Source organism: Noviherbaspirillum agri (assembly GCF_054780595.1).
Genome location: NZ_BAAGWA010000006.1, coordinates 35,976 through 58,912 on the forward strand (window position 1 = coordinate 35,976; position 22,937 = coordinate 58,912).

20 protein-coding genes are annotated in these 22,937 nt (G+C 58.7%); 14 read left to right on the forward strand and 6 right to left on the reverse strand.

The window, feature by feature from the left end:
• Positions 1–2 precede the first annotated feature (2 nt).
• Positions 3–2,588, forward strand: a complete 2,586-nt coding sequence (clpB, locus tag ACYVIA_RS12265) for an ATP-dependent chaperone ClpB (protein WP_460841149.1) — start codon at positions 3–5, stop codon at positions 2,586–2,588.
• Between the two features lie 482 nt (positions 2,589–3,070).
• Here clpB and ACYVIA_RS12270 read toward each other — a convergent pair whose 3' ends face one another.
• Positions 3,071–3,862: an AraC family transcriptional regulator gene (locus tag ACYVIA_RS12270; protein WP_460841151.1), complete on the reverse strand. Its 792-nt coding sequence runs from the start codon at positions 3,860–3,862 to the stop codon at positions 3,071–3,073.
• Positions 3,863–3,976: 114 nt separating this feature from the next.
• Between ACYVIA_RS12270 and ACYVIA_RS12275 the strand changes: the two genes are divergently transcribed.
• The 4 genes from ACYVIA_RS12275 to ACYVIA_RS12290 all read left to right on the forward strand — a co-directional run bounded on the left by ACYVIA_RS12275 (position 3,977) and on the right by ACYVIA_RS12290 (position 6,812).
• On the forward strand, positions 3,977–5,215 hold the full coding sequence (locus ACYVIA_RS12275; RefSeq protein ID WP_460841153.1) for an MFS transporter: 1,239 nt from the start codon (positions 3,977–3,979) through the stop codon (positions 5,213–5,215).
• Between the two features lie 119 nt (positions 5,216–5,334).
• Positions 5,335–5,829, forward strand: a complete 495-nt coding sequence (gene rraA, locus ACYVIA_RS12280) for a ribonuclease E activity regulator RraA (protein WP_460841155.1) — start codon at positions 5,335–5,337, stop codon at positions 5,827–5,829.
• A 12-nt stretch (positions 5,830–5,841) separates the two neighbouring features.
• On the forward strand, positions 5,842–6,519 hold the full coding sequence (locus ACYVIA_RS12285; protein ID WP_460841157.1) for a Crp/Fnr family transcriptional regulator: 678 nt from the start codon (positions 5,842–5,844) through the stop codon (positions 6,517–6,519).
• Positions 6,520–6,620: 101 nt separating this feature from the next.
• Positions 6,621–6,812, forward strand: coding sequence for a YgaP family membrane protein (locus ACYVIA_RS12290; protein ID WP_460841159.1), 192 nt, complete (start codon positions 6,621–6,623; stop codon positions 6,810–6,812).
• A gap of 33 nt (positions 6,813–6,845) precedes the next feature.
• Here the strand turns inward: ACYVIA_RS12290 and ACYVIA_RS12295 are convergent, their stop codons facing one another.
• Positions 6,846–7,769 carry a LysR family transcriptional regulator gene (locus tag ACYVIA_RS12295; RefSeq protein ID WP_460841561.1) on the reverse strand — a complete coding sequence of 308 codons (924 nt, stop codon included), beginning with the start codon at positions 7,767–7,769 and terminating at the stop codon, positions 6,846–6,848.
• 97 nt (positions 7,770–7,866) lie between these two features.
• Here ACYVIA_RS12295 and metE point away from each other — a divergent pair, with 97 nt between their 5' ends.
• The 6 genes from metE to ACYVIA_RS12325 all read left to right on the forward strand — a co-directional run bounded on the left by metE (position 7,867) and on the right by ACYVIA_RS12325 (position 15,968).
• Positions 7,867–10,161 carry a 5-methyltetrahydropteroyltriglutamate--homocysteine S-methyltransferase gene (gene metE, locus ACYVIA_RS12300; protein WP_460841161.1) on the forward strand — a complete coding sequence of 765 codons (2,295 nt, stop codon included), beginning with the start codon at positions 7,867–7,869 and terminating at the stop codon, positions 10,159–10,161.
• Positions 10,162–10,540: 379 nt separating this feature from the next.
• The gene (aceA, locus tag ACYVIA_RS12305) at positions 10,541–11,851 is read left to right on the forward strand and encodes an isocitrate lyase (protein WP_460841163.1); all 1,311 of its coding nucleotides are present in this window, start codon (positions 10,541–10,543) and stop codon (positions 11,849–11,851) included.
• Positions 11,852–12,319: 468 nt separating this feature from the next.
• Entirely contained in the window at positions 12,320–12,781 is a 462-nt protein-coding gene (gene cadR / locus ACYVIA_RS12310) for a Cd(II)/Pb(II)-responsive transcriptional regulator (protein ID WP_460841165.1), read from the forward strand.
• A gap of 45 nt (positions 12,782–12,826) precedes the next feature.
• Positions 12,827–13,756, forward strand: coding sequence for a 23S rRNA (adenine(2030)-N(6))-methyltransferase RlmJ (locus ACYVIA_RS12315; protein WP_460841167.1), 930 nt, complete (start codon positions 12,827–12,829; stop codon positions 13,754–13,756).
• 135 nt (positions 13,757–13,891) lie between these two features.
• Positions 13,892–14,446, forward strand: a complete 555-nt coding sequence (greB, locus tag ACYVIA_RS12320; RefSeq protein WP_460841169.1) for a transcription elongation factor GreB — start codon at positions 13,892–13,894, stop codon at positions 14,444–14,446.
• 175 nt (positions 14,447–14,621) lie between these two features.
• Positions 14,622–15,968 (forward strand): DUF3422 family protein, encoded by a 1,347-nt coding sequence (locus tag ACYVIA_RS12325; protein WP_460841171.1) that lies wholly within the window; start codon positions 14,622–14,624, stop codon positions 15,966–15,968.
• A 19-nt stretch (positions 15,969–15,987) separates the two neighbouring features.
• Here the strand turns inward: ACYVIA_RS12325 and ACYVIA_RS12330 are convergent, their stop codons facing one another.
• From ACYVIA_RS12330 to ACYVIA_RS12345, 4 genes are read right to left on the reverse strand one after another with little or no spacing between them, the layout of a single operon-like run.
• Positions 15,988–18,267 carry a RelA/SpoT family protein gene (locus ACYVIA_RS12330; protein WP_460841172.1) on the reverse strand — a complete coding sequence of 760 codons (2,280 nt, stop codon included), beginning with the start codon at positions 18,265–18,267 and terminating at the stop codon, positions 15,988–15,990.
• Positions 18,268–18,303: 36 nt separating this feature from the next.
• The gene (gene rpoZ / locus ACYVIA_RS12335) at positions 18,304–18,507 is read right to left on the reverse strand and encodes a DNA-directed RNA polymerase subunit omega (RefSeq protein WP_019140733.1); all 204 of its coding nucleotides are present in this window, start codon (positions 18,505–18,507) and stop codon (positions 18,304–18,306) included.
• A gap of 35 nt (positions 18,508–18,542) precedes the next feature.
• The gene (gene gmk / locus ACYVIA_RS12340) at positions 18,543–19,187 is read right to left on the reverse strand and encodes a guanylate kinase (RefSeq protein WP_460841174.1); all 645 of its coding nucleotides are present in this window, start codon (positions 19,185–19,187) and stop codon (positions 18,543–18,545) included.
• 39 nt (positions 19,188–19,226) lie between these two features.
• Positions 19,227–20,138, reverse strand: coding sequence for a YicC/YloC family endoribonuclease (locus ACYVIA_RS12345; RefSeq protein WP_460841176.1), 912 nt, complete (start codon positions 20,136–20,138; stop codon positions 19,227–19,229).
• Positions 20,139–20,209: 71 nt separating this feature from the next.
• Between ACYVIA_RS12345 and ACYVIA_RS12350 the strand changes: the two genes are divergently transcribed.
• Genes ACYVIA_RS12350 through rph form a run of 3 tightly spaced genes read left to right on the forward strand, consistent with a single transcriptional unit; the run spans position 20,210 to position 22,913 of the window.
• Positions 20,210–21,214, forward strand: a complete 1,005-nt coding sequence (locus ACYVIA_RS12350) for a serine/threonine protein kinase (protein ID WP_460841178.1) — start codon at positions 20,210–20,212, stop codon at positions 21,212–21,214.
• An 8-nt stretch (positions 21,215–21,222) separates the two neighbouring features.
• Positions 21,223–22,155 (forward strand): PP2C family protein-serine/threonine phosphatase, encoded by a 933-nt coding sequence (locus ACYVIA_RS12355; protein WP_460841179.1) that lies wholly within the window; start codon positions 21,223–21,225, stop codon positions 22,153–22,155.
• 23 nt (positions 22,156–22,178) lie between these two features.
• Positions 22,179–22,913 carry a ribonuclease PH gene (rph, locus tag ACYVIA_RS12360; RefSeq protein WP_460841181.1) on the forward strand — a complete coding sequence of 245 codons (735 nt, stop codon included), beginning with the start codon at positions 22,179–22,181 and terminating at the stop codon, positions 22,911–22,913.
• Positions 22,914–22,937: the final 24 nt, after the last annotated feature.

Below are 22,937 nucleotides of genomic sequence, written 5' to 3' on the forward strand. Positions count from 1 at the left end.
CCATGCGTCTCGACAAACTGACAACCAAATTGCAAGAGGCCCTTTCCGACGCGCAGAGCCTGGCCGTCGGGAACGACAACCAATACATTGAACCCGTCCACATCCTGACAGCGCTGCTGAACCAGGAGGACGGCGGCACGCGTTCGCTGCTGCAACGGGCAGGGGTGAACGTGGGCGGGCTTGGCTCCGCCCTGAAGAATGCGCTGGAGCGCCTGCCCAAGGTGTCCGGCACCGGCGGTGAAGTGCAGATCGGCCGGGAATCGGTCGCGCTGCTCAACCTTGCTGACAAGGAAGCGCAAAAGCGCGGCGACCAGTTCATTGCCAGCGAAATGATCCTGCTGGCACTGACCGACGACAAATCCGACGCCGGTCGCCTCGCACGTGAAAACGGACTGTCACGCAAGGCGCTGGAAGCGGCAATTACGGCCGTGCGCGGTGGCGGCAACGTGAACTCGCAGGAGGCGGAAGGCCAGCGGGAAGCGTTGAAGAAATACACGCTCGACTTGACCGAGCGCGCTCGTGCCGGCAAGCTCGATCCGGTGATCGGCCGTGACGACGAGATCCGCCGTGCGATCCAGGTGCTGCAGCGCCGTTCCAAGAACAACCCTGTGCTGATCGGTGAGCCGGGCGTGGGCAAGACCGCCATCGTCGAAGGACTCGCCCAGCGTATCGTCAACGGCGAAGTGCCGGACAGCCTGAAAGGCAAGCGCGTGCTGTCGCTCGACATGGCCGCCTTGCTTGCAGGCGCCAAGTACCGCGGCGAATTCGAAGAGCGCCTGAAAGCGGTACTGAAGGAAATTGCGCAGGACGAAGGCCAGACCATCGTCTTCATCGATGAGCTGCACACCATGGTCGGCGCCGGCAAGGCGGAAGGCGCAATCGATGCCGGTAACATGCTGAAGCCGGCTCTTGCACGCGGCGAGCTGCATTGCGTCGGCGCGACCACGCTGGATGAATACCGCAAGTACGTGGAGAAGGACGCTGCGCTCGAGCGCCGCTTCCAGAAGATTCTGGTCGACGAGCCCAGCGTGGAGTCAACCATCGCCATCCTGCGCGGCTTGCAGGAGAAATACGAAGTCCACCACGGCGTTGACATCACCGACCCGGCGATCGTCGCCGCGGCCGAGCTGTCGCACCGCTACATTACCGACCGCTTTCTGCCGGACAAGGCCATCGACCTGATCGATGAGGCTGCGTCGAAGATCAAGATCGAGATCGACTCCAAGCCGGAGGTGATGGACAAGCTCGACCGCCGCCTGATCCAGCTGAAGATCGAACGCGAAGCCGTCAAGAAGGAAAAAGACGAAGCATCGCAAAAGCGCCTTGGTCTGATCGAAGAGGAAATCCACAAGCTCGAACGCGAGTACGCGGACCTCGAGGAAGTCTGGAAGGCAGAGAAATCGGCGGTGCAGGGCAGCGCGCAGATCAAGGAAGAAATCGAGAAGGTCAAGCTTCAGATGGAAGAAGCCAAGCGCAAGGGCGACTGGCAGAAGATGTCTGAGCTCCAGTACGGCAAGCTGCCGCAGCTGGAAGCGCAGCTCAAGCAGGCTGATACTGGCGAGTCCAAGCAGACCGCGGCCAAGCTGCTGCGCACGCAGGTCGGCGCTGAGGAAATCGCCGAGGTCGTGTCGCGCGCCACCGGCATCCCTGTTTCGAAGATGATGCAGGGCGAGCGCGACAAGCTGCTGCACATGGAAGACGAGCTGCACAAGCGCGTGGTCGGCCAGCATGAGGCGATCGTCGCTGTGTCCGATGCGATCCGCCGCTCGCGTGCCGGACTGTCGGATCCGAACCGTCCGTACGGCTCGTTCATGTTTCTTGGCCCGACCGGCGTCGGCAAGACCGAGTTGTGCAAGGCGCTGGCTTCCTTCCTGTTCGACACCGAAGAGGCGCTGATCCGCATCGACATGAGCGAATTCATGGAGAAGCATTCCGTGGCCCGCCTGATCGGCGCGCCGCCGGGATATGTCGGCTATGAAGAGGGCGGCTACCTGACGGAAGCCGTGCGCCGCAAGCCGTACAGCGTGATCCTGCTCGACGAGATCGAGAAGGCGCACCACGACGTGTTCAACGTGCTGCTGCAGGTGCTGGACGACGGCCGCATGACGGACGGCCAGGGACGCACGGTGGACTTCAAGAACACCGTGATCGTGATGACCTCCAACCTCGGTTCGCACAAGATCCAGTCGATGGAAGAGAGCGACCCGGCGCTGGTGAAGCTGGCGGTGATGGCGGAGGTGAAAGGCCACTTCCGTCCGGAGTTCATCAACCGTATCGACGAAATCGTGGTGTTCCATGCACTCGACGCGAAGAACATCGGCTCGATTGCGCGTATCCAGCTCAACGTGCTGGAGCGGCGCCTGGCCAAGATGGAGATCAAGCTCGACGTCACGGATGCCGCGCTGCAAAAGATCGCGGAAGCCGGTTTCGATCCGGTGTATGGCGCACGGCCGTTGAAGCGTGCGATCCAGCAGCAGATCGAGAACCCGCTGTCGAAACAGATCCTCGAAGGCCGCTTCGGCCCGAAGGATGTGGTTACGGTGACGGTGAAAAACGGCGAGCTTGCGTTCGAGAAGTCGGCGGCATAACGCTATCGCTGTGTAGCCCGCAAGGACAGGAAAAGGCCACTTCGTGTCAAGCCCCTCGCTTAACCTGTTGAAGGTTTTGGGATAGCCAAAGGCTGATTGAAGGGCCGCATTCGCAAGGATGCGGCCTTTTTTCATTGGTCGGGGTCGCCAAGGTGCTGCGGCGAATGCAGGGGTATAAGCGAACTGCAGGAACCTTCCGACCGGCCAAAACGATAATCTGTGCCTTGGAAATCAGCGGGGCTCGCTGAACTTTATCCGCAACAGACGCCGTGCGCCTGCTGTGAGTTCAGCGTCGACCCTTTTGAGCACCATTGGAGCCGGGCTAGGTTCAGCATCCTCTGGCGTGATTGAGTTCGACAAACAGAAAGCCCCGTAAGTCGTTGAACTTACGGGGCTATTTGCCCGGTCAATCAACCGCTTTCAACAGGTTAAGCGAGAGGCTTGACTTCGTGTGGCCTTTTCCTTTTGCAGAGAGAGCTGTGTTATTCCGCCGTGCGTGCGAAGAACACGCTCGGCGACTTGCCGAAGGTTTTCTTGAACATGGCGGAGAACGCAGACTGGCTCGTATAGCCGAGTTCTGTAGCGACATGCGACAGCGGCATGCCGCGTGCGAGCATGGGCGCCGCATGTGCAAGGCGCACCTGCTGCCTCCACTGCACGAAGTTCATGCCGAGTTCTCGCTCAAACAGCCGTGCCAGCGTGCGCGCGGAAGCGCCGACCCGGTGCGCCCATTCATCCAGTGTGAGCGGTGACGCGGGTTCGGCGATCAGTGCCTCGCACAGCATTTTCAGGCGCTTGTCCTCGGGCAGCGCCACCCGGATCGGCAGGGTGCCGAGGTGCGGCAGTTCGTCCAGGATCAGCATGCCGAGCATCGATTCGCGCGGCGTGCCGGCGTGGGCCTGCACCAGCGCGACGACCAGCTCGCGCAGCAATGGAGAGACTTCCAGCACTTCGCATTGGTCGCCATGGAAGGGCGACAGCGATGCCTCCACATAGAGTGCACGCAGCTGAGCTTTTTCCAGCGTCGTCACCTCATGCTGCACATCCGGCGGAATCCAGATCGCGCGCTGCGGCGGCACGATCCAGCTGCTGTTGCCGACGGTGACGCGAACGACGCCATCGAGCGTGATCGTGAGCTGGCCCCATGGATGCGAGTGCGCGGCGAGCAATTCCGACGCACGCAGGTCGCGTGCCACGACGCGTACCGGGCGTGCCGGCGAGGGCGCACGGTCGGGAAGGTTGGTGCGGGTGTGGGTAACAGGCGTGTTCGACATGGGCAGGGAGACAGGATAAGGATGTCTGAATTTCGATAATGAATGTCTTTTTATCTTAAAACAGACGAATCGGGTTTGCATACACTGCAGCCATCCGATTGAAAAGAGCATGCAATGTCTGTTACCACGCCGCCTACACTTCGCCAGGATGCCCAGGTCATTACCCTGGTGGGCATCGCTCATGGCATTTCGCACTTCTTCCACCTGATCCTCGCGCCGCTTTTCCCGTGGCTGAAAGAAGCGTTCAGCCTGTCCTATGCCGAGCTCGGGCTGCTGATGACGGTCTTCTTTGTCGTCTCAGGCATCGGGCAGGCGCTGGCGGGCTTCGTTGTGGACCGCGTCGGCGCACGCGCGGTGCTGTTTGCGGGAATCTCTTTCCTCGGCATTGCTGCGCTCGTGCTGTCGCAGGCACAGAGCTATGCAATGCTGCTCGCCGGGTCGATGCTGGCCGGGGTTGGCAACAGCGTGTTCCACCCGGCTGACTTCACCTTGCTGAACAAACGCGTTTCCACCCCGCGGTTGGGCCATGCGTTCTCGGTCCATGGCATCTCGGGCAATCTCGGATGGGCTTCGGCACCGGTCTTCCTGACTTCGCTTGCAGGCCTGTTCGACTGGCGGACGGCGCTGCTGTGCGCGGCATTGCTGCCGTTTGCCGTGCTTGCGCTCCTGTTTGCGTACAGGGATATCCTGCAAACGGAAGACCGGCACGCTGCGACATCCCATGGCAAGACAGAGCAAGGGCAGGGCGGAAACCTGCTCGGTTTCCTGCGCCTGCCGTCAGTCTGGATGTGCTTCGCCTTCTTCCTGATCACGGCGCTGGCATTGGGCGGCATCCAGAGCTTTGCGTCGCCCAGCTTGCGCTCGCTGTACGGCATGTCGCTGGCCTCGGCCACGACCGGTTACACGGCGTACATGCTGGCCTCGGCGGCGGGCATGGTGTGGGGTGGCTTCCTCGCATCGAAAACCACGCGGCATGATCGGACGATTGCCATCGCCTTTACCGCTGCCGGCATGTTTGCGCTGGTGATTGCCTCCGGTGTCGTGCCGCCAGTGATGGCAATCGTCCTGATGGGCGCGGTCGGCTTTGGCGCTGGCATTGCGGGACCTTCACGCGATCTGCTGATTCGCGCTGCGGCACCGAAGAATGCGACTGGACGCGTCTACGGTGTTGTCTATTCCGGGCTCGACACCGGCTTGTCGATGGCGCCGCTGTTGTTCGGGGCGGTGATGGACGCAGGCCATCCGGGTTGGGTTTTTGTCGGCGTTGGCGTTTTCCAGTGCATGGCAATCCTGACGGCACTGGGCGTTGGCTCCAATACCACCCGGAAGTCAGCGCATGTGCAGGCCGCCTGAGGCTGCTACCGTTGCTGTCAAGCTATTCGGAAGCCACCTCTTGATCGAGGTGGCTTTTTAGCATTCCGGGTCGCTTACAATCCTGTCTGGCCGTTTTAACCAGAAAAAAGGAGAACCTGATGAGCTTTGCGACCTGCGACCTCTGCGACGCGAATGAAGACAAGATTTCTGCCGGCACACTTTCCGTTCTGCCACCGGTATTCCAGAAGTTCGGCAAGCGGACCGCTTTTTCCGGCCCGGCAGCCACGCTGAAGGTGTTCGAGGACAACGTGCTGGTGCGTTCCGCGCTGGAAACGCCGGGCAATGGCCGCGTGCTGGTCGTGGATGGCGGCGGCAGCCTGCGTTGTGCACTGGTCGGCGGCAACCTTGGCGTGCTGGCCGAGAAGAACGGCTGGGCAGGTATCATCGTCAACGGCTGCATTCGCGATTCGGAAGAGATCAACGCTTGCGACATCGGTGTGTGCGCGCTCGCGACGCATCCGCAGCGCAGCATCCGCAAGGGCGTCGGCGACCGCGATATCCGCGTGACCATTGCGGGCGTTGCCGTCAATCCGGGTGACTGGATCTATGCCGATGCCGATGGCGTCCTCGTCTCCACCCAACAACTCGGCTGACAAGGATAGGGGATGAACACAGCCGCCAGCACTTCGCTCTCCACCCAACCGCTGCTGCAATCGCTGCCGCAGTCCGTGATCGCGCAGCTTGCCGCACAGCCGGTCATTGACCTGCCGTCCAGCACGCAGGTATTCGAGAGCAGCGCGAAGTGCGCCGGCTTCCCTATCATCCTGTCGGGCATGGTGCGGGTGTTCAAGCACCTGGCCAACGGCCGTCGCATCGAGCTCTACCGCGTCACGCCCAGTGAACCGTGCATCCTGTCGTTGGGCTGCCTGCTTGGCGACAATCGTTATCCTGCCAGCGGCGTCACCTACGGTCCTACGCGCATGATCGTGATGCCGCCGGCGCTCTTTGCACAGTGCCTGTCCGAACATGCGGCGTTCCGCACCGCGATGTTCCGCACGCTCGGCGACCGGCTGGTGAATGCGATGGAACTTGTGGAAGAAGTTGCGACATTGCGGCTGGACGTCCGGCTGGCGTCGGCATTGCTCGCTCACGCGGAAGCGGCCGGCGGCGCAGGAAACATCGCTATTACCCATCAGGAGCTGGCCGACGAGCTCGGAACGGTGCGCGAGATGGTCAGCCGCCTGCTGGACGAATTCGCCCATCAGGGCATGGTAACGCTCGGCAGAGGACGCATCCAGATTGTCGAGCCGGCAGGCCTGAAGACACTCGCCACCGCCCGTTGAACCTGTCCTCCGATTGTCTGTCCGGTTCTGTGACCTGAGTTACAGACAAGCCGGGCATGGCTCTTTATCCTGCCAACATTCTCAACTTATCGGAGTGCACCATGAATGCGAATGTTGGCAAATCTGACAAAACAATCCGGCTGGTGATGGGCGTCATCCTGCTCAGCCTCTTCTTCATCCTTGAAGGCAGCTTTAAGTGGATCGGCCTGGTTGGCATCGTGCCGCTGGCGACGGCGCTGATGAACTGGTGCCCGCTGTACACGGTGTTTGGCATGAGTACCTGCAAGCGCTGATTTCACCCATCTCCTCAACTGCACGGCGTCGGATCAAAGCAATTCGATGCTGCGCAGGTTCAGATAGCAGCTCTCCCGCGTCGTGTCGACGAAGTCGGCAAGAAACGGCTTGGCCGACAATTCGGGCAAGCATGCTGCATACAATCTTCCCGTCAACCCCTGTTCGGTAATCCGCTTGGCAAGCACGTAGTTGCGGTCGAGGTAGTTTTGCGCTGCCCACACCGGCAAGGTCGCAATTCCGCGTTTGCTGGCGACGAGCTGCAGCATGGCCACGGTAAGTTCGGTCGTACGGCGTTCCGTCTCGACGCCGGCCGGCTTGAGTACCTGCCGCACGATATCAAGCATGTCATCCGGCACCGGATACGTGATCAGCGTATCGGTCGCAAAGTCTTGTGCGACCAAAAAATCCCGGCTAGCAAGCGCGTGGTCCCTGGCCACCAGTGCCACGATCTCGAAGCGAAACAGAGGGTGGTAATCGACTGTCTCATCCGGATCGATATCCGACACAATCGCTACATCGGCACGCCGGCTGTACAGCAAGCCCACTGGGTCGGCCTGGAATCCCGAGACGATATCGAGTTCCACTTCCGGCCAGCGGATGCGGAAGGTATCCATCGCCGGCATCAGCCAGTCGAAACAGGTATGGCACTCCACCGCAATCCGAAGTTGTCCCGCCACCCCTTGCGCAAGGCGCACGATGTCGCGCTCGGCGCTCTCGATCTGCGGCAGCACCGCATCCGCCAGTTTCAGCAAACGCTCGCCGGCTGGCGTAAAGCGCACCGGTACGGACTTGCGCTCAAACAGGGCAGTGCCATGGTGGTCTTCCAGTTGCTTGAGCTGATGTGACAAGGCGGATTGTGTGACATTCAGCAAGGTTGCCGCCCGGAGCAGGTTGCCTGCCTCGCGCAGGGCGACGATGGTTTTCAGGTGCCGCAATTCAAGAATGGACTGCATTATGAGTGAAATTCAAGATGGATATGAAAAAGTATCGTTTGAATAATAATAACGCACGCGCGACCATGGCGTCTTTCGACAATACGAATCGGAGGAAGCCATGGCACTGACACATATCCTGGGTTTTCCGCGCATCGGCGCACAACGCGAACTGAAATTTGCGCTCGAATCGTTCTGGCGTGGCGAGTTGGACGGGGCGTCATTGCAGGAGATCGGGAAACGGCTGCGAGAGCGCCACTGGGCTGCACAGGCCGAGGCGGGCATGGATTGGGTGACGGTCGGCGATTTTGCCTGGTATGACCATGTGCTGAATACGCTTGCTCTGTTGGGGGCGATACCTGCTCGATTCAAGTTCGATGCAAGGAATCTCAGCTTGGCAGACTACTTCACCCTGGCGCGCGGTGATGCGACGCATTTTGCGATGGAGATGACCAAGTGGTTCGATACCAATTACCACTACCTCGTGCCGGAATGGACGCCTGATGTGCGCTTCGATGGCGGTGCCGACTGGTTGTTCGATGAAGTCGCGCACGCTCAGGACTGTGGCCATCGTCCCAAGCTTGTGTTGGTCGGGCCGCTGACGCTCCTGTATCTTGGCAAGATCAAATCCGGCCTGAAGCACAAGCTCGATCTCCTGCCGCGTGTCGTGGAAGGCTACCGCAATGTATTGAGCCGTCTGCGCTGCATGGGCGTTGAATGGGTACAAATTGATGAGCCGATTCTTGCTCTGGACCTCGACACAGCATGGCGCAACGCGTTCTCGCCGGCGTACGACGCGTTGGTTGAAGATTCTCCGCGTCTCCTGCTCGCGACATACTTCGATGACGTCCGTGAGCACGCCGACTTGCTGCGCCGGTTACCCGTGGCCGGTATCCACCTCGATCTCGTGCGCGAAGCCGGGCAGCTCGTCGCCTTTGTTCCGGATTGGCCGCAAGGACGCGTGCTCTCGGCGGGCATTGTCGACGGCCGTAACGTCTGGCGCGCAGACCTTGATGCTGCATTGGACGAGCTCCGTCCGCTGCAACAAGCGCTCGGCAACAATCTCTGGCTAGCGCCAAGCTGCTCGCTACTGCATGTGCCCGTCGATCTTTCATATGAAACGAAGCTCGATGAGGAGCTGAAAAGCTGGCTGGCGTTCTCGGTGCAGAAGCTCGACGAGCTTGCAACGCTCAAGCGGGCGCTTAACGAGGGAGAACAATCCGTGCAGGAGGCACTCCGGCAATCACGCGAAGCGCTCGCCGCGCGCAAACAGTCTAAGCGCATCCACAATGCGCTGGTGCAAAGACGCTTGCTGGCTATGACGGAAGAGGACACGCGGCGAACATCGCCGTTCAGTGAACGCATCGTGGCGCAACGGGCACGCTGGATGTTGCCCCGTTTTCCGACGACGACGATCGGCTCCTTTCCACAGACTGCCGAAATCCGCCAGGCGCGTTCTGCCTTCCGCTGTAGCGAGCTCAATCATCTTGATTACCTGAACAGGATGCGTGACGAGATTCGGCTGATGGTGCAAAAGCAGGAGGAAATCGGGCTGGATGTGCTGGTGCACGGCGAGCCTGAGCGGAACGACATGGTCGAGTATTTCGGCGAGCAGTTGTGGGGCTATGCGTTCACGTTGAATGGGTGGGTGCAGAGCTACGGCTCACGCTGCGTGAAACCACCGATTATCTACGGCGATGTGTACCGCGCAGAACCGATGACGGTGGCCTGGAGCCAGTTCGCGCAAAGCCTGACGGAAAAGCCCATGAAGGGCATGCTGACCGGACCGGTCACGATGCTGCAATGGTCGTTCGTGCGCGATGACCAGCCTCGTGCGGCCACTGCCATGCAGATCGCGCTGGCGCTACGCGATGAAGTGTGCGACCTGGAGCGGGCAGGCATCGGCATGATCCAGATCGACGAACCGGCATTCCGCGAAGGCCTGCCTCTGAAGGAGCGTCAATGGTCGAACTATCTCGACTGGGCGGTGCGCGCATTCAGGATCTGTTCTTCCGGTGTGGCCGATGAGACGCAGATACACACGCATATGTGCTATTCCGAGTTCAACGATATCCTGCCGTGGATTGCCGCCATGGATGCTGATGTGATCACGATCGAGACGTCGCGTTCCGACATGGAGCTGCTCGACGGCTTTGGCGAATTTGCTTATCCGAACGACATCGGTCCCGGCGTCTACGATATCCATTCGCCCCGCACGCCACGCGTGGAAGAAATGATGCGGCTGCTTCGGAAGGCGCGGGAGGTCATTCCCGAAGATCGCTTGTGGGTAAACCCGGACTGCGGGCTGAAGACCCGCGGCTGGGATGAGACATGCGCGGCGCTCGCCAATATGGTGACAGCAGCACGCACATTGCGGTATGTCGCTGAAAGTCCGGTGAGTAAAGCGACTGTGTAACAACAGATTAACAACAAATGTCTCATCCGTTTTCAATATGGCCGGGCTGAAGTGGACAGATCGTTGCCGGGATAGCACTGTGCTTTCCCGTTATTCCTCAACGCTTGCGAAATCTGATAAGAATGGGAGGGATTTTTCACAACCCGAAATGGTCGTTTCGTATTGCGAAAAATCACGACGCATAGCACCACCAGAATTTTTCATTTTAAGAAAAAACATTTTGTATCGCGAAACGAAAAGCGCAAGTCATTGAAAAGAAAAAGAATAAATTTGGTTATATGTCTTATATAAGACCTTGTTGCCTCGCAAAAAACGGCATACTATTTAGTCACCAGGTTTTCTTTTTCTTTTCTACTTGCATCACCACAGGAGAACGACAATGGCATCTCGCGAACAGCAAATCCAGGCACTTGAAAAGGACTGGGCCGAAAATCCCCGCTGGAAGGGCATCAAGCGCAACTACACCGCTGAAGACGTCGTCCGTCTGCGCGGCTCCAAGCAAGTCGAGTACACGCTCGCCAAGGAAGGCGCCGAGAAGCTGTGGGCCAAGGTCAACGGCGGCGCAAAGAAGGGTTATGTGAACGCCTTCGGCGCCATCACCGCTGGCCAGGCAATGCAACAAGCCAAGGCAGGCCTGGAAGCTGTTTACCTGTCCGGCTGGCAGGTTGCTGCCGACGGCAACACCTCCGAAACCATGTACCCTGATCAGTCGCTGTATGCATACGACTCCGTCCCGACCATGGTTCGCCGTATTAACAACACCTTCAAGCGCGCTGACGAAATCCAGTGGTCGCGTGGTGTCAATCCGGGCGACGAAGGCTTCATCGACTACTTCCTGCCGATCGTTGCTGACGCTGAAGCTGGTTTCGGTGGCGTCCTGAACGCATTCGAACTGATGAAGAACATGATCGCTGCAGGTGCTGCCGGCGTTCACTTCGAAGACCAGCTGGCTGCAGTGAAGAAGTGCGGCCACATGGGCGGCAAGGTTCTGGTTCCGACGCAAGAAGCGATCGAGAAGCTGGTTGCTGCACGTTTCGCAGCTGACGTCATGGGCGTTCCGACCATCGTTCTGGCTCGTACCGACGCAGAAGCAGCTAACCTGATCACCTCCGATCACGACGCAAACGACAAGCCGTTCCTGACCGGTGAGCGCACCCAGGAAGGCTTCTACCGCGTCAAGAACGGCCTCGAGCAAGCAATCAGCCGCGGTGTTGCATACGCTCCGTATGCTGACCTGGTATGGTGCGAAACCGGCACGCCGGATCTGGGCTTTGCACGCGAATTCGCACAAGCCGTGCATGCCAAGTGCCCGGGCAAACTGCTGTCCTACAACTGCTCGCCGTCGTTCAACTGGAAGAAGAACCTGGACGATCGCACGATCGCCAAGTTCCAGGACGAGCTGTCCGCACTCGGCTACAAGTATCAGTTCATCACGCTGGCCGGTATCCATATCAACTGGTTCAACACCTTCCAGTTCGCACACTCGTACGCTCGCGGCGAAGGCATGAAGCACTACGTCAACATGGTGCAAGAGCCGGAATTCGCTGCACGCGACAAGGGCTATACCTTCGTGTCGCACCAGCAGGAAGTCGGCGCTGGCTACTTCGACGAAGTGACCACCGTGATTCAGGGCGGTTCTTCCTCCGTCAAGGCACTGACCGGTTCCACCGAAGAAGAGCAGTTTCACTGATCCGAGTTTCAGCAAGGCTCCGCCCGCAAAGGGCGAAAGCCGAGCTGGGTTAAAGGAATCAAACAAAAAACCGCATCTACGGATGCGGTTTTTTTATGGCTGATCGCCTCGGCTAAAACTACGTATGAAGGAATGCTGCAGGTTCCGGAGCTCTGACGCACTACATGCAGCCATTCGGCCTTAAATCGCTAGATGCGTTGCGCCGGTGCACGGAAGCGCCATGACCATCATTTCCCGGTGCACTTGGCGTATTACAGTCCCCGAAGGGATGCGGGGCAAGCCCATCCCAAACAATGCATTGACGGCAAGTGCGATCCGCAGTCCGTTGTCGACGAGGGGGATTCGCCAATGAGGTGGTGCACAGGCATTCGCGCGGCAATGCTTTCACATGTTTATCCCTTGATGGATATTGCCTATTGCAGACCCTGTAACTACTATAAGGTTAAGCACTGATGAGAGGACGGGCAAATGAAGATTGGCGCACTGGCAAAACGAACCGGATGTGACGTAGAAACCATTCGGTATTACGAGCGGGAAGGATTGCTGCCGGAACCGCCGCGCAGCGAGGGGAATTACCGCCAGTACGGCGAGCAGGATGCCGAGCGGCTGCTCTTTATTCGCCATTGCCGTTCGCTTGGCATGTCGCTCGGTGACGTACGCGTATTGCAGCGCTTCCAAGCTCAGCCTGAACTGGCTTGCGATGAAATCGACGCGCTGCTGGATCGGCACATCGAGCAGACGCAATTGCAAATCGCATCCCTGCAGCGGTTGCAGCAGCAGTTGGAAAACCTGCGCAACGCCTGCCAGACCCATTTGACGGCAAGGCAGTGCGGGATACTGCAGAACCTCCAGAACGCCGCCAGCAGCAGCGACTGCGTCTGCCATGATGAGCGGAGTGCAGACTTGGCCGTCACTCGAGGGCGGAATTGATACAATGAGCGCCCTTTCTTCTCCACACCTCCACAGGCTTCCCCTATGCTGAGTTACCGCCACGCCTTCCATGCTGGTAATCATGCCGACGTGCTCAAGCACACGGTCCTTATCCAGTTGTTGCGCTACCTCGGCCAGAAAGAGACGCCGTACATGTATATCGACACGCACGCCGGAGCGGGCGTGTATGCGCTTGATACAGGTTACGCCGCGAAGAATGCCGAATACGAAACAGGTATCGCGCGCCTGTGGGACCGCACCGACCTGCCTCCCGCGCTTGCAGAATACGTTCAGCTTGTGAAAGACATGAACCCGAGCGGCAAGATGCGTTACTACCCCGGTTCGCCTTATTGCGCGGACAGGATCGCGCGCGAGCAGGACCGGATCCGCCTGTTTGAATTGCATCCGAGCGACGGCAAAATCCTCGAAGAAAATTTCCGCAAGCTTGAAGCGCATGCTGCAGAGCAGGGAAAGAGAAGCTCGGTGCGCGGCAAACGCGTAATGATCCAGAAGGGCGATGGTTTTGTCGGACTGAAGGCCTTACTTCCGCCGCCGTCACGCCGCGGCCTGGTCCTGATCGATCCGCCTTATGAGGTGAAGGAGGACTACCGCCGTGTGAAGGATACGCTGGCCGATGCATTGACCCGTTTCCCCACAGGGACTTATGCCGTCTGGTATCCGGTCCTGCAGCGCATGGAATCGCGCCAGTTGCCGGATAAACTCAAGCGGCTGCCCGGCAATGGCTGGCTGGACGTCACGCTGTCGATCAGCAGCCCGGCGCCGGACGGTTTCGGACTGCACAGTAGCGGGATGTTTATCATCAATCCACCGTGGACGCTGGAGGCGCAGCTGCGCGAGTTGATGCCTTATCTTGTCCAGGTGCTGGCGAAAGACGCTGGCGCGAAGTTCACACTGGAATCCGGGTTGACTGTCGTGGGTCAAGCGGTTGGGCGCCCGGTGAAACGCATCGGATGATCCATGGCTCCCGCTTCCTTCATGCTGGTTTCTGCATGTGCCATGTCGAATTGGGCTAATGAGATGTTGCCTAAGGTTATCGGTGTCTTCGCGCAGCGCCCTCGCGGTGTGCGAGAGCCGCTAAAATAGGCGGTTATGAACAAGGCATTTGTCAAAGAGTCCGACAACGATGACGACGACTTGGATGCGTCGATTCCAGCGATTCCTGCCGGCACAAAGAACTACATGACGCCCGAAGGCCACCGGCGCATGAAAGAAGAGCTGCTGCATCTGATCGATGTCGAGCGCCCCGAAGTCGTACGTATCGTTTCGTGGGCGGCTTCCAACGGCGACCGCTCCGAAAACGGTGACTACATCTACGGTAAGCGCCGCTTGCGCGAGATTGACCGCCGCATCCGCTTCCTGACAAAGCGCCTCGACATCGCCGAGGTGGTGGACCCCAGCGTGCACCATGGCAGCGGCCAGGTGTTTTTCGGCGCGACGGTCACCTACGAAAACCAGTCGGGCGAAGAACACACAATCACCATCGTCGGCATTGACGAACTTGATCCGTTGAATGGTAAGATCAGCTGGATTTCTCCGGTAGCACGCGCGCTGACAAAGGCGCGCGAAGGTGACTCGGTGGTGCTCAAGACGCCCGCCGGAATGGATGAGCTTACGATCCTCGAAGTCAGCTACCCAGCAAAGTAGGAACGTTGGGCGTATACCCGCCTGTTTTCGACGTTCCAGGCAATTTCTGACGCATTTCAGGAGCCATGCCGGCCAACAGCCGGGGTGCGCTGCATGTCATTGTCGTCAAGGCGCCGTCATCTATGCGGCCCATGATTTGCTGCGGTAAACAAATCTAGAAAACTTCCGAGATTCCATGCCCATTGTCTATTCCAGTCTGAACCATGCTCTGCGAGTGCCGCTGGCTGCAGAAGTGCATTCACGTCCTTATCTTCGCCTCGACGCCCCAGAGAGCCTGACGCATCTGGCTGTCTACGCACGCGACGATGCCACCTCCAACTTCTCCAACGCCGCAATCCAGCATTCGACTCTGGCGGCCTTGTGCGCGCATTTTGGCGTCACGGCCCCCGGACCGGAAGCGAAGTACTTCTTTCATAATTTTGGCCGCTTTCGCCTGAAGTGGGAGTGCCACACCGAGTTCGCCACTTATACCTTCGCCGAGCGACATGACGCCGCACTGCCGCCTGCAGAGGCGTTCGAGCGGGTGCCACTGTTCCAGATTCCGCAGGATTGGCTGATGGGGCTGAAAGGGAAAATCATGGTCGCGGCCCATGTGGTGCTCGACCAGAGCAAGGGCTCATCAGAAGAATTCGCCGGCACGCTGCGACGCGTCTTCGAAGGGAACATGCTTGTCGGCAGCCATGTGCTCGAAGGCGGCGAAATCTGGACCGATTTCCTGATCCAGTCGGACGGTTTCAGTCGTTTCGTGATTCGCGATGTCGGCCTGCGTGATCAGCAGGCAGGCCGCCTCGTGCAACGTGTGCTCGAAATTGAAACCTACCGGATGATGGCCCTGCTGGGATTGCCGCAGGCGCAATGTGCCGCTCCGGTATTGAATAAGATTGAAGGGGAGCTGGCAACGTTGACTGCGGCGATGGTTAATGCAGATACATCAAAAGGTGCCCAGTTGGCCGATGCGGAAGAGGAGCAGGCGCTGCTGAGCAACATTACCGGCCTCGCGGCGCGGGTCGAGAAGCTGTCGCTGGAGAACAGCTACCGCTTCTCCGCATCCCAGGCGTACTTCCGGCTGGTGAATGCGCGTATTGAAGAACTGCGCGAGATTCGCATCGACGGCATCCTGACGGTTGGCGAGTTCATGGATCGGCGTCTGACCCCTGCAATGAACACCTGTGAGGCGATGGCGCGCCGCCAGGAGGCGCTGGCCGAACGGATTGCGCATACCAATGACTTGCTGCGCACGCGGGTTGGCATCGTGCAGGAAAGGCAGAACCGGCAGATCCTGCAATCGATGAACGCGCGAGCGGCGCAACAATTGCGCCTGCAGCAGGCGGTTGAGGGGCTGTCCGTCGCCGCGATCTCGTATTACATGGTGGGTTTGCTAAGCTACGCCAGCAAGGCGCTGAAGGCGATCGGCTGGACGTTCAATCCGGATGTGGCGACCGGGCTGCTGGTGCCGGTCGTTGCCGCTGGCGTATGGATGGGGCTGCGCCGGATGCACAAGAGCATCCATCACGCAGTCTGAGTGGGTGTCAGGTAGGACCTTAGCTTGATCCGCGTTCGCGCAGGATGCGAGCGACGCCTGGAATGCGTCGCACATTCCGCATGAGGCGCGCAAGGTGGATGCGATCCTCGATCTGGATCGTGAAGCGCAGCTGCTTCATCAGATGCTCGCGGTCGTCGTCCATCCCGACATAGGTAATATTGGCGTCGGATTCACCGATTTCGGCGGCGACGCGTGCCAGTACGCCTTTTTCGTTATTCACGAGTACCTTGATGCGGCAGTCGAAGCGGCGACTGAGCTCCTTGTCCCATACCAGCTCAATCCAGCGGTCCGGCTCTTTTGCATACTGGCGCCGCGCGAGCTCGCAGTCGGTGTTATGCACGCTAATGCCCTGGTCGCGCTTGAGCTGGCCAATGATGCGGTCGCCGGGAATCGGCAGGCAGCACGTCGAGAACTGCACCGACACCCCCTCGTTGCCATTGATGACAACCGGATCGAGTTTGCCTGCCGGTCGTTCGCTGTCAATCGGCGGGAGCGGATTGGCGATGTCGCTTTCCATCATGTTGCGGATATGACGTGCAACCAAGGTCGCCATCCGCTTTCCTACGCCGATGTCGGCATAGAGTTCGTCGACTGATTTCGCACTCGATTCGTTCAGCAGCTTATCGACCAGGTGATCCGGCAACTGGGGATCGATGTGCAGCGTGGCCAAAGACTGCGTCAACAGGCGCTTGCCGAGTTCGGTCGATTCCGCAAGGTTGATGGTGCGCAGGTGGTGGCGAATCGCCGATCGTGCCTTGCCGGTGCGTACAAAGGTTAGCCAGTTCGGGTTCGGACGCGATGCGGGCGCCGTGACGATCTCGACAATGTCGCCATTGCGCAGCTCGGTGCGTAATGCCGTGTGTTCGTGGTTAACTTTCGCGGCGATCGCCTGGTCGCCGATGTCGGTGTGGATCGTGTAGGCGAAATCGAGGACGGTCGCACCGCGCGGCAGTGCGATAATCTTCGATTTCGGCGTGAACACGTAGACGGAATCCGGGAACAGATCGACCTTGACATGCTCGAGGAATTCCGCGGAGTCGCCGGTCTGCTTCTGGATGTCGAGCAGCGACTGCAGCCAGGCATGTGTGCGCTGCTGCAGGTCGGTGAGGCTGGCATCCTCGTTCTTGTACAGCCAGTGTGCCGCAACACCGGCCTCGGCAACGCGGTGCATTTCCTGCGTACGGATCTGAAATTCAACCGGAGTGCCGTAAGGGCCAATCAGCGTTGTGTGCAGGGACTGGTAGCCGTTGAGCTTCGGGATGGCGATGTAGTCCTTGAACTTGCCGGGCATCGGCTTGTACAGCGCATGCAACGTGCCGAGGGCCACGTAACAGTTTGCAAAGCTGTCAACCACGATACGGAAGCCGTAGACATCCAGCACCTGTGAGAAAGACAGGTGCTTGTTGCGCATCTTGCGGTAAATGCCGTACAGCGTCTTTTCACGACCATAAACCTGCGCCGGGATGCCTGTCGCTGCGAGTGTGTTGTTGACGGCATCCAGGATCTTGCTCACCACTTCGCGGCGGTTGCCGCGCGCCGCCTTGACCGCTTTGGACAAGGTCTTGTAGCGCACCGGATAGAGATGCGAAAACGCGAGGTCTTGCAGCTCGCGATAGATCGTGTTCAAGCCGAGCCGGTGGGCGATGGGTACATAGACCTCCATCGTCTCGCGGGCGATGCGGCGCTTCTTCTCGGGCGACATGAAGCCGAGCGTGCGCATGTTGTGCAGGCGGTCGGCCAGTTTGATCAGGATGACGCGCACGTCGCGCGCCATTGCCAGCAGCATCTTCCGGAAGTTCTCCGCCTGTGCCTCGATCTGACTCTGAAATTCGATCTTGTCCAGTTTTGACAAACCGTCTACCAAGGTGGCGACCGGTGCACCAAAGCGTTCGATCAACTCCTCTTTCTTGACGTCCTGGTCTTCCATCACGTCATGGAGCAGGGCGGCCATAATGGCCTGCGCATCAAGCTTCCAGTCAGCGCAGATTTCCGCGACGGCGATCGGATGGGAAATGTAGGGTTCGCCCGACTTGCGGATCTGGCCCAAGTGCATTTCATCGGAAAAGCGATAAGCCTCCTTGACCTTCTTTAACTCGGAAGGGCTAAGGTATTCGGCCAGCTTGTTGTTGAGGAGCGTTACGGACGCGACGCCAGTGTTCTGCACTGCGTTTGGGTCGGACTTCGGGGGGGTATCGGAATTTTTTGCGGCCGGGCGTTCAGGTGTCGCCCGGCTTTCTTGAGCGACTGATAGGGTCGAATCTGCAGGCGTCAGGTTCATATTCGAAGCATATCAGCCGCAGCAGGTTTGGTGAAACTAGCTCGGCACTTTTTTCAGCATTTCGAGCCCGACCTTGCCAGAGGCAATCTCGCGCAATGCGATGACGGTCGGCTTGTCCTTCGCTTCGACCTTCGGGGTATGCCCCTGAAGCAGCTGGCGTGCGCGGTAAGTGGCGGCCAGTGTCAGTTGAAAGCGGTTCGGGATTTGCTTGAGGCAGTCTTCAATGGTGATACGGGCCATACGTGCTCCTAAAAAATATGCCTATAAACTTGGGATCAGCTTAAATTCGCGTGGATGCCCAGTTGGGCGAACAGGGATGCGTTGCGGGCAGCTTGCTGTGCGAAACGGCAACGGGTCGCTTTGACGATAGCTGTTAATTCGGACAAAGCGGTCGCAAACTCTTGATTAATAATAACATATTCAGACTCCGGGGCGTGCGCGATTTCGCCGCCGGCGGCCAAGATACGGCGGGTAATCACGTGGGGATCATCCTGGCCGCGGTTCTTCAGGCGCTCCTCTAGCGCAGCAATCGACGGCGGCAAAATGAAGATTTCCACCGCGTGCGGAAACTGCTTTTTCACTTGCTGTGCGCCTTGCCAGTCGATTTCCAGCAACACATCGGTGCCAGCCTTCATTTCCGCCTCGATGATCAGGCGCGAGGTTCCATAGTAGTTACCGTGGACTTCAGCGGATTCCAAAAATTCCCCAGCTTCGCGACGCTTGAGGAAATCCTCTACCGTCGTGAAAAAATACTCGCGACCATGCTGTTCGGACGGCCGTGGCTGGCGGGTTGTATAGGAAATCGATAACTTGATGGACGGCTCTTGGGCGAGCAGGGCGTTGACGAGTGTCGACTTGCCTGCGCCGGACGGGGCAACCACCATGAAAAGGCTGCCGGAAGAGAAATTTGTGTCGATCATAGGGTATGCGGTTGCGGGTGTTGAAAGGCGCGTGCGGCCTTATTCGAGGTTCTGGACTTGCTCTCGCATCTGCTCAATCAGCAGCTTCATCGCCATGGAGGCGTCTGACAATTCCTTGACAGCTGCCTTCGAGCCGACTGTGTTCGCCTCGCGGTTGAGTTCCTGCATCATGAAATCAAGTCGCTTTCCCACTTGTCCGCCTTTCTTCAGGATATGGCGGGTTTCCGACAGATGGGTCGACAGTCGCGAAAGCTCTTCGGCAACATCGATGCGGATACCGTACAGCGTGACTTCCTGGCGGATGCGCTCAAGTGCTTCTTCATGTGACACCGTCGGGGAAACCGTGTTGTTCTGTGTTGCCAGTCCAAGCGCTTCCTTTATACGCTCTGTTGCCTTCTGTTGAAACTGTGTAATCGCTTGCGGAATCAGGGGAGCAATGCGTGCAACGATTGCTTCCATTTCATCTATGCGGGAAAGCAACATCGCCTGCAGGGCCGCTCCCTCGCGGCTCCGTGACTCGACAAAGGCGTTGAGAGCCTCCTGCATCACGGCCTGGACGTCGGCTTGCAGCGTGTCCTGCGCAATCTCCTGCTCTTCAATGACGCCCGGCCAGCGCAGCAGTTCATTGACGGACATGACGGGCGCGTCAGCAAAGTGCTGGCGAACGTCGGCTTGCAGTTTTGATAGCGTAGCGAGCAGCGTGGTATTCAGGTTTTGTGCGGATTCCGCGGCAGTCTTGCGGCCAAAACTGAGGCGGCACTCGACTTTCCCGCGGCTGACGCGTGACATAATCGCCTCGCGCAATGCGGGCTCCACTGCGCGCAGCTCATCGTTGATCCGGAACTGCAGGTCCAGGAAACGGGAGTTCACGCTCTTGAGCTCCACAGTCAGGGTTCCGGCAGCGCTTTCGCGTGTTGTGACCGCGTATCCGGTCATGCTGCAAATAGTCAAGGTTCAGTCCTTCTGCTTTACAAAACAGTGATTTATCAACACAATCCGAAGTACATAATGGTTAGGACAACATGGCCGCGCAAAACAACGCTCCATTGCCGGACGGACTCGAAATTGCTGGATACCGCATTGTAAAGAAGATTGCGTCCGGCGGGTTCAGTATTGTCTATCTGGCATATGATGAAGATGGCAATGCTGTGGCCATCAAAGAATACTTGCCGAGCTCCTTGGCATTGCGTCAACCGGGTGAACTCGTTCCCGCAATTTCGGCGGAAAACCTGCCGGTGTTTCGCATCGGCCTGAAGTGCTTTTTCGAAGAAGGTCGGGCACTCGCACGGATCTCGCATCCGAATGTGGTGAGTGTCGTCAATTTCTTCCGCGCCAATGACACCGTCTACATGGTGATGGCGTACGAGTCGGGACGTTCCTTGCAGGATCATATTCTGCGCCGCCGCGACAAGGGCGAGCGACCTTTGGTATCGGAACGCTTCATCCGCAAAATGTTCAACCAGGTGATGAACGGACTGCGTGAGGTACATGCGAACAAGTTGCTGCACCTTGACCTGAAACCGGCCAATATTTACCTGCGCATGGACGGCACGCCGATTCTTCTCGATTTCGGCGCCGCACGGCAGACACTGAAGACGGACATGCCGAAGCTGTACCCTATGTACACGCCCGGTTTCGCGCCGCCCGAGCTTTACACGAAGAACGGAAACCTCGGTCCGTGGACGGACATCTACAGCATCGGCGCGTCAATGTTCGCTTGCATGGTGGGAGCGCCTCCGCAGCCTGCGGACCAGCGCAAGACCAATGACAAGATGGAAGAACATTTCCGCAAGCTCGAGGGCATGTATTCTCAGGAACTGATCGGGGTGATCCGCTGGTGCCTGCATATCGACCCGCTGGAGCGGCCGCAGAGCGTATTCGCTGTGCAGAAAACACTGCGCGAACCGGTACCCGAGAAGAAAGAGACAGCCTTGATGGAGAAAATTTCTACCAAGCTGCGCGGTTTGTTCAGCAGTGGCGACAAGAGTGCGCACACCGGTAATACATCCGTACATAACACACGCTAACTACGCTCATGCGATTTTCTGTCTATCAAGAAAGCCATATCGGCGGCCGGAAGAATAACCAGGACCGCATGGGCTACAGCTTTACCCGCGACTCGTTGTTGCTGGTCGTTGCCGATGGCATGGGTGGGCACCTGCAGGGTGAGGTCGCAGCGACGATTGCATTGCAGACGATTGGCACCTTGTTCCAGCAGAACGCCAATCCGTACGTGAAAAAGCCGGAAAAGTTCCTGGAAGACAGCTTCCTTGCTGCCCACCGCGAAATCCATCGTTATCGCGCAATCAACAATCTGCCAGAAACGCCGCGCACAACCATCGTCGCTTGCGTGGTCCAGCACAACAGCGCCTACTGGGCGCATTGTGGTGATTCTCGCCTGTACTGGATGCGCCAAGGCCAGATTCTCGCGCGCACGCGCGACCATTCGCGCATCGAGACCCTGATTGCACAAGGGAAGGTTGATCCGTCCGAGCGCGACACGCATCCAGACCGCAACAAGCTCTTCAACTGCCTCGGTGCACCCAACATGCCAATCGTGGAACTGTCGCGTCGCGCCAGCCTGCAGCCGGGTGATGTGCTCCTGCTCTGTTCCGACGGGCTGTGGTCCGTGCTGCCGGACCATGTTCTGGCGCAGACACTGAACGAGAATACGGTCGTGCGCGCTGTGCCCGACATGCTGCGTACCGCCACCAGCATAGCTGGCAAGTCCAGCGACAACGTGACGGCATTGGCCATGATGTGGGAAGGCGGTGGTGTGCAACAGGATTCGCCGACGACCATCACGACGCACACCTTGCCGGTTGGTACGGTGACAACCACAATCCAGGCTCCCCGCCACGCGGACCTCGAGCAAGTTGACGTATTTAACGAAAACGAGATCGAAAAGGCGATCGAGGAAATCCGCGGTGCGATCGAAAAGACTTCCCGCTTAACTTCCAAGAATTAACATCCAAGAATTAAGGTTTCCCCATGCAGTTTGAACAACGTCCGAGCGGACGTGCGGCCGATGCATTGCGCACCGTTCGCCTGACCCGCGATTACACCAAGCACGCCGAAGGTTCGGTACTGGTCGAGTTTGGCGACACCAAGGTGATCTGCACTGCCAGCATCGAGGAGAAAGTGCCTCCCTTCCTGAAGGGGAAGGGGCAGGGCTGGATGACGGCCGAGTACGGCATGTTGCCGCGCTCGACGCATACCCGCATGGATCGCGAAGCCGCGAAAGGCAAGCAGTCCGGCCGCACTCAGGAAATCCAGCGCTTGATCGGCCGCTCGTTGCGGGCTGCATTCGACTTGGCGGCATTCGGCGAGCGAACGCTGCATCTGGACTGCGACGTTATCCAGGCGGATGGTGGCACGCGCACGGCTGCGATTACCGGCGCAATGGTTGCTGCCTACGATGCATTCGCCAAACTGGCGCAGGCGAATGTGATTCCAGCGATTCCGGTCAAGCACTTCGTTGCAGCCATTTCCGTTGGCGTCTATCGCGGCATGCCTGTACTCGATCTTGATTATGTCGAGGACTCGGACTGCGACACTGACATGAACGTCGTAATGACGGATACAGGTGGATTTGTGGAGTTGCAAGGGACTGCCGAAGGCGAAGCATTCGACCGGGCAACGATGAACCGCTTGCTCGACCTTGCCCAGCTGGGGATTTCCGAGCTGATCATCCTGCAGCAGAAAGCGCTCGGACTGCCGGCCTGAACAAAACCGATTCATTGTTTTCAT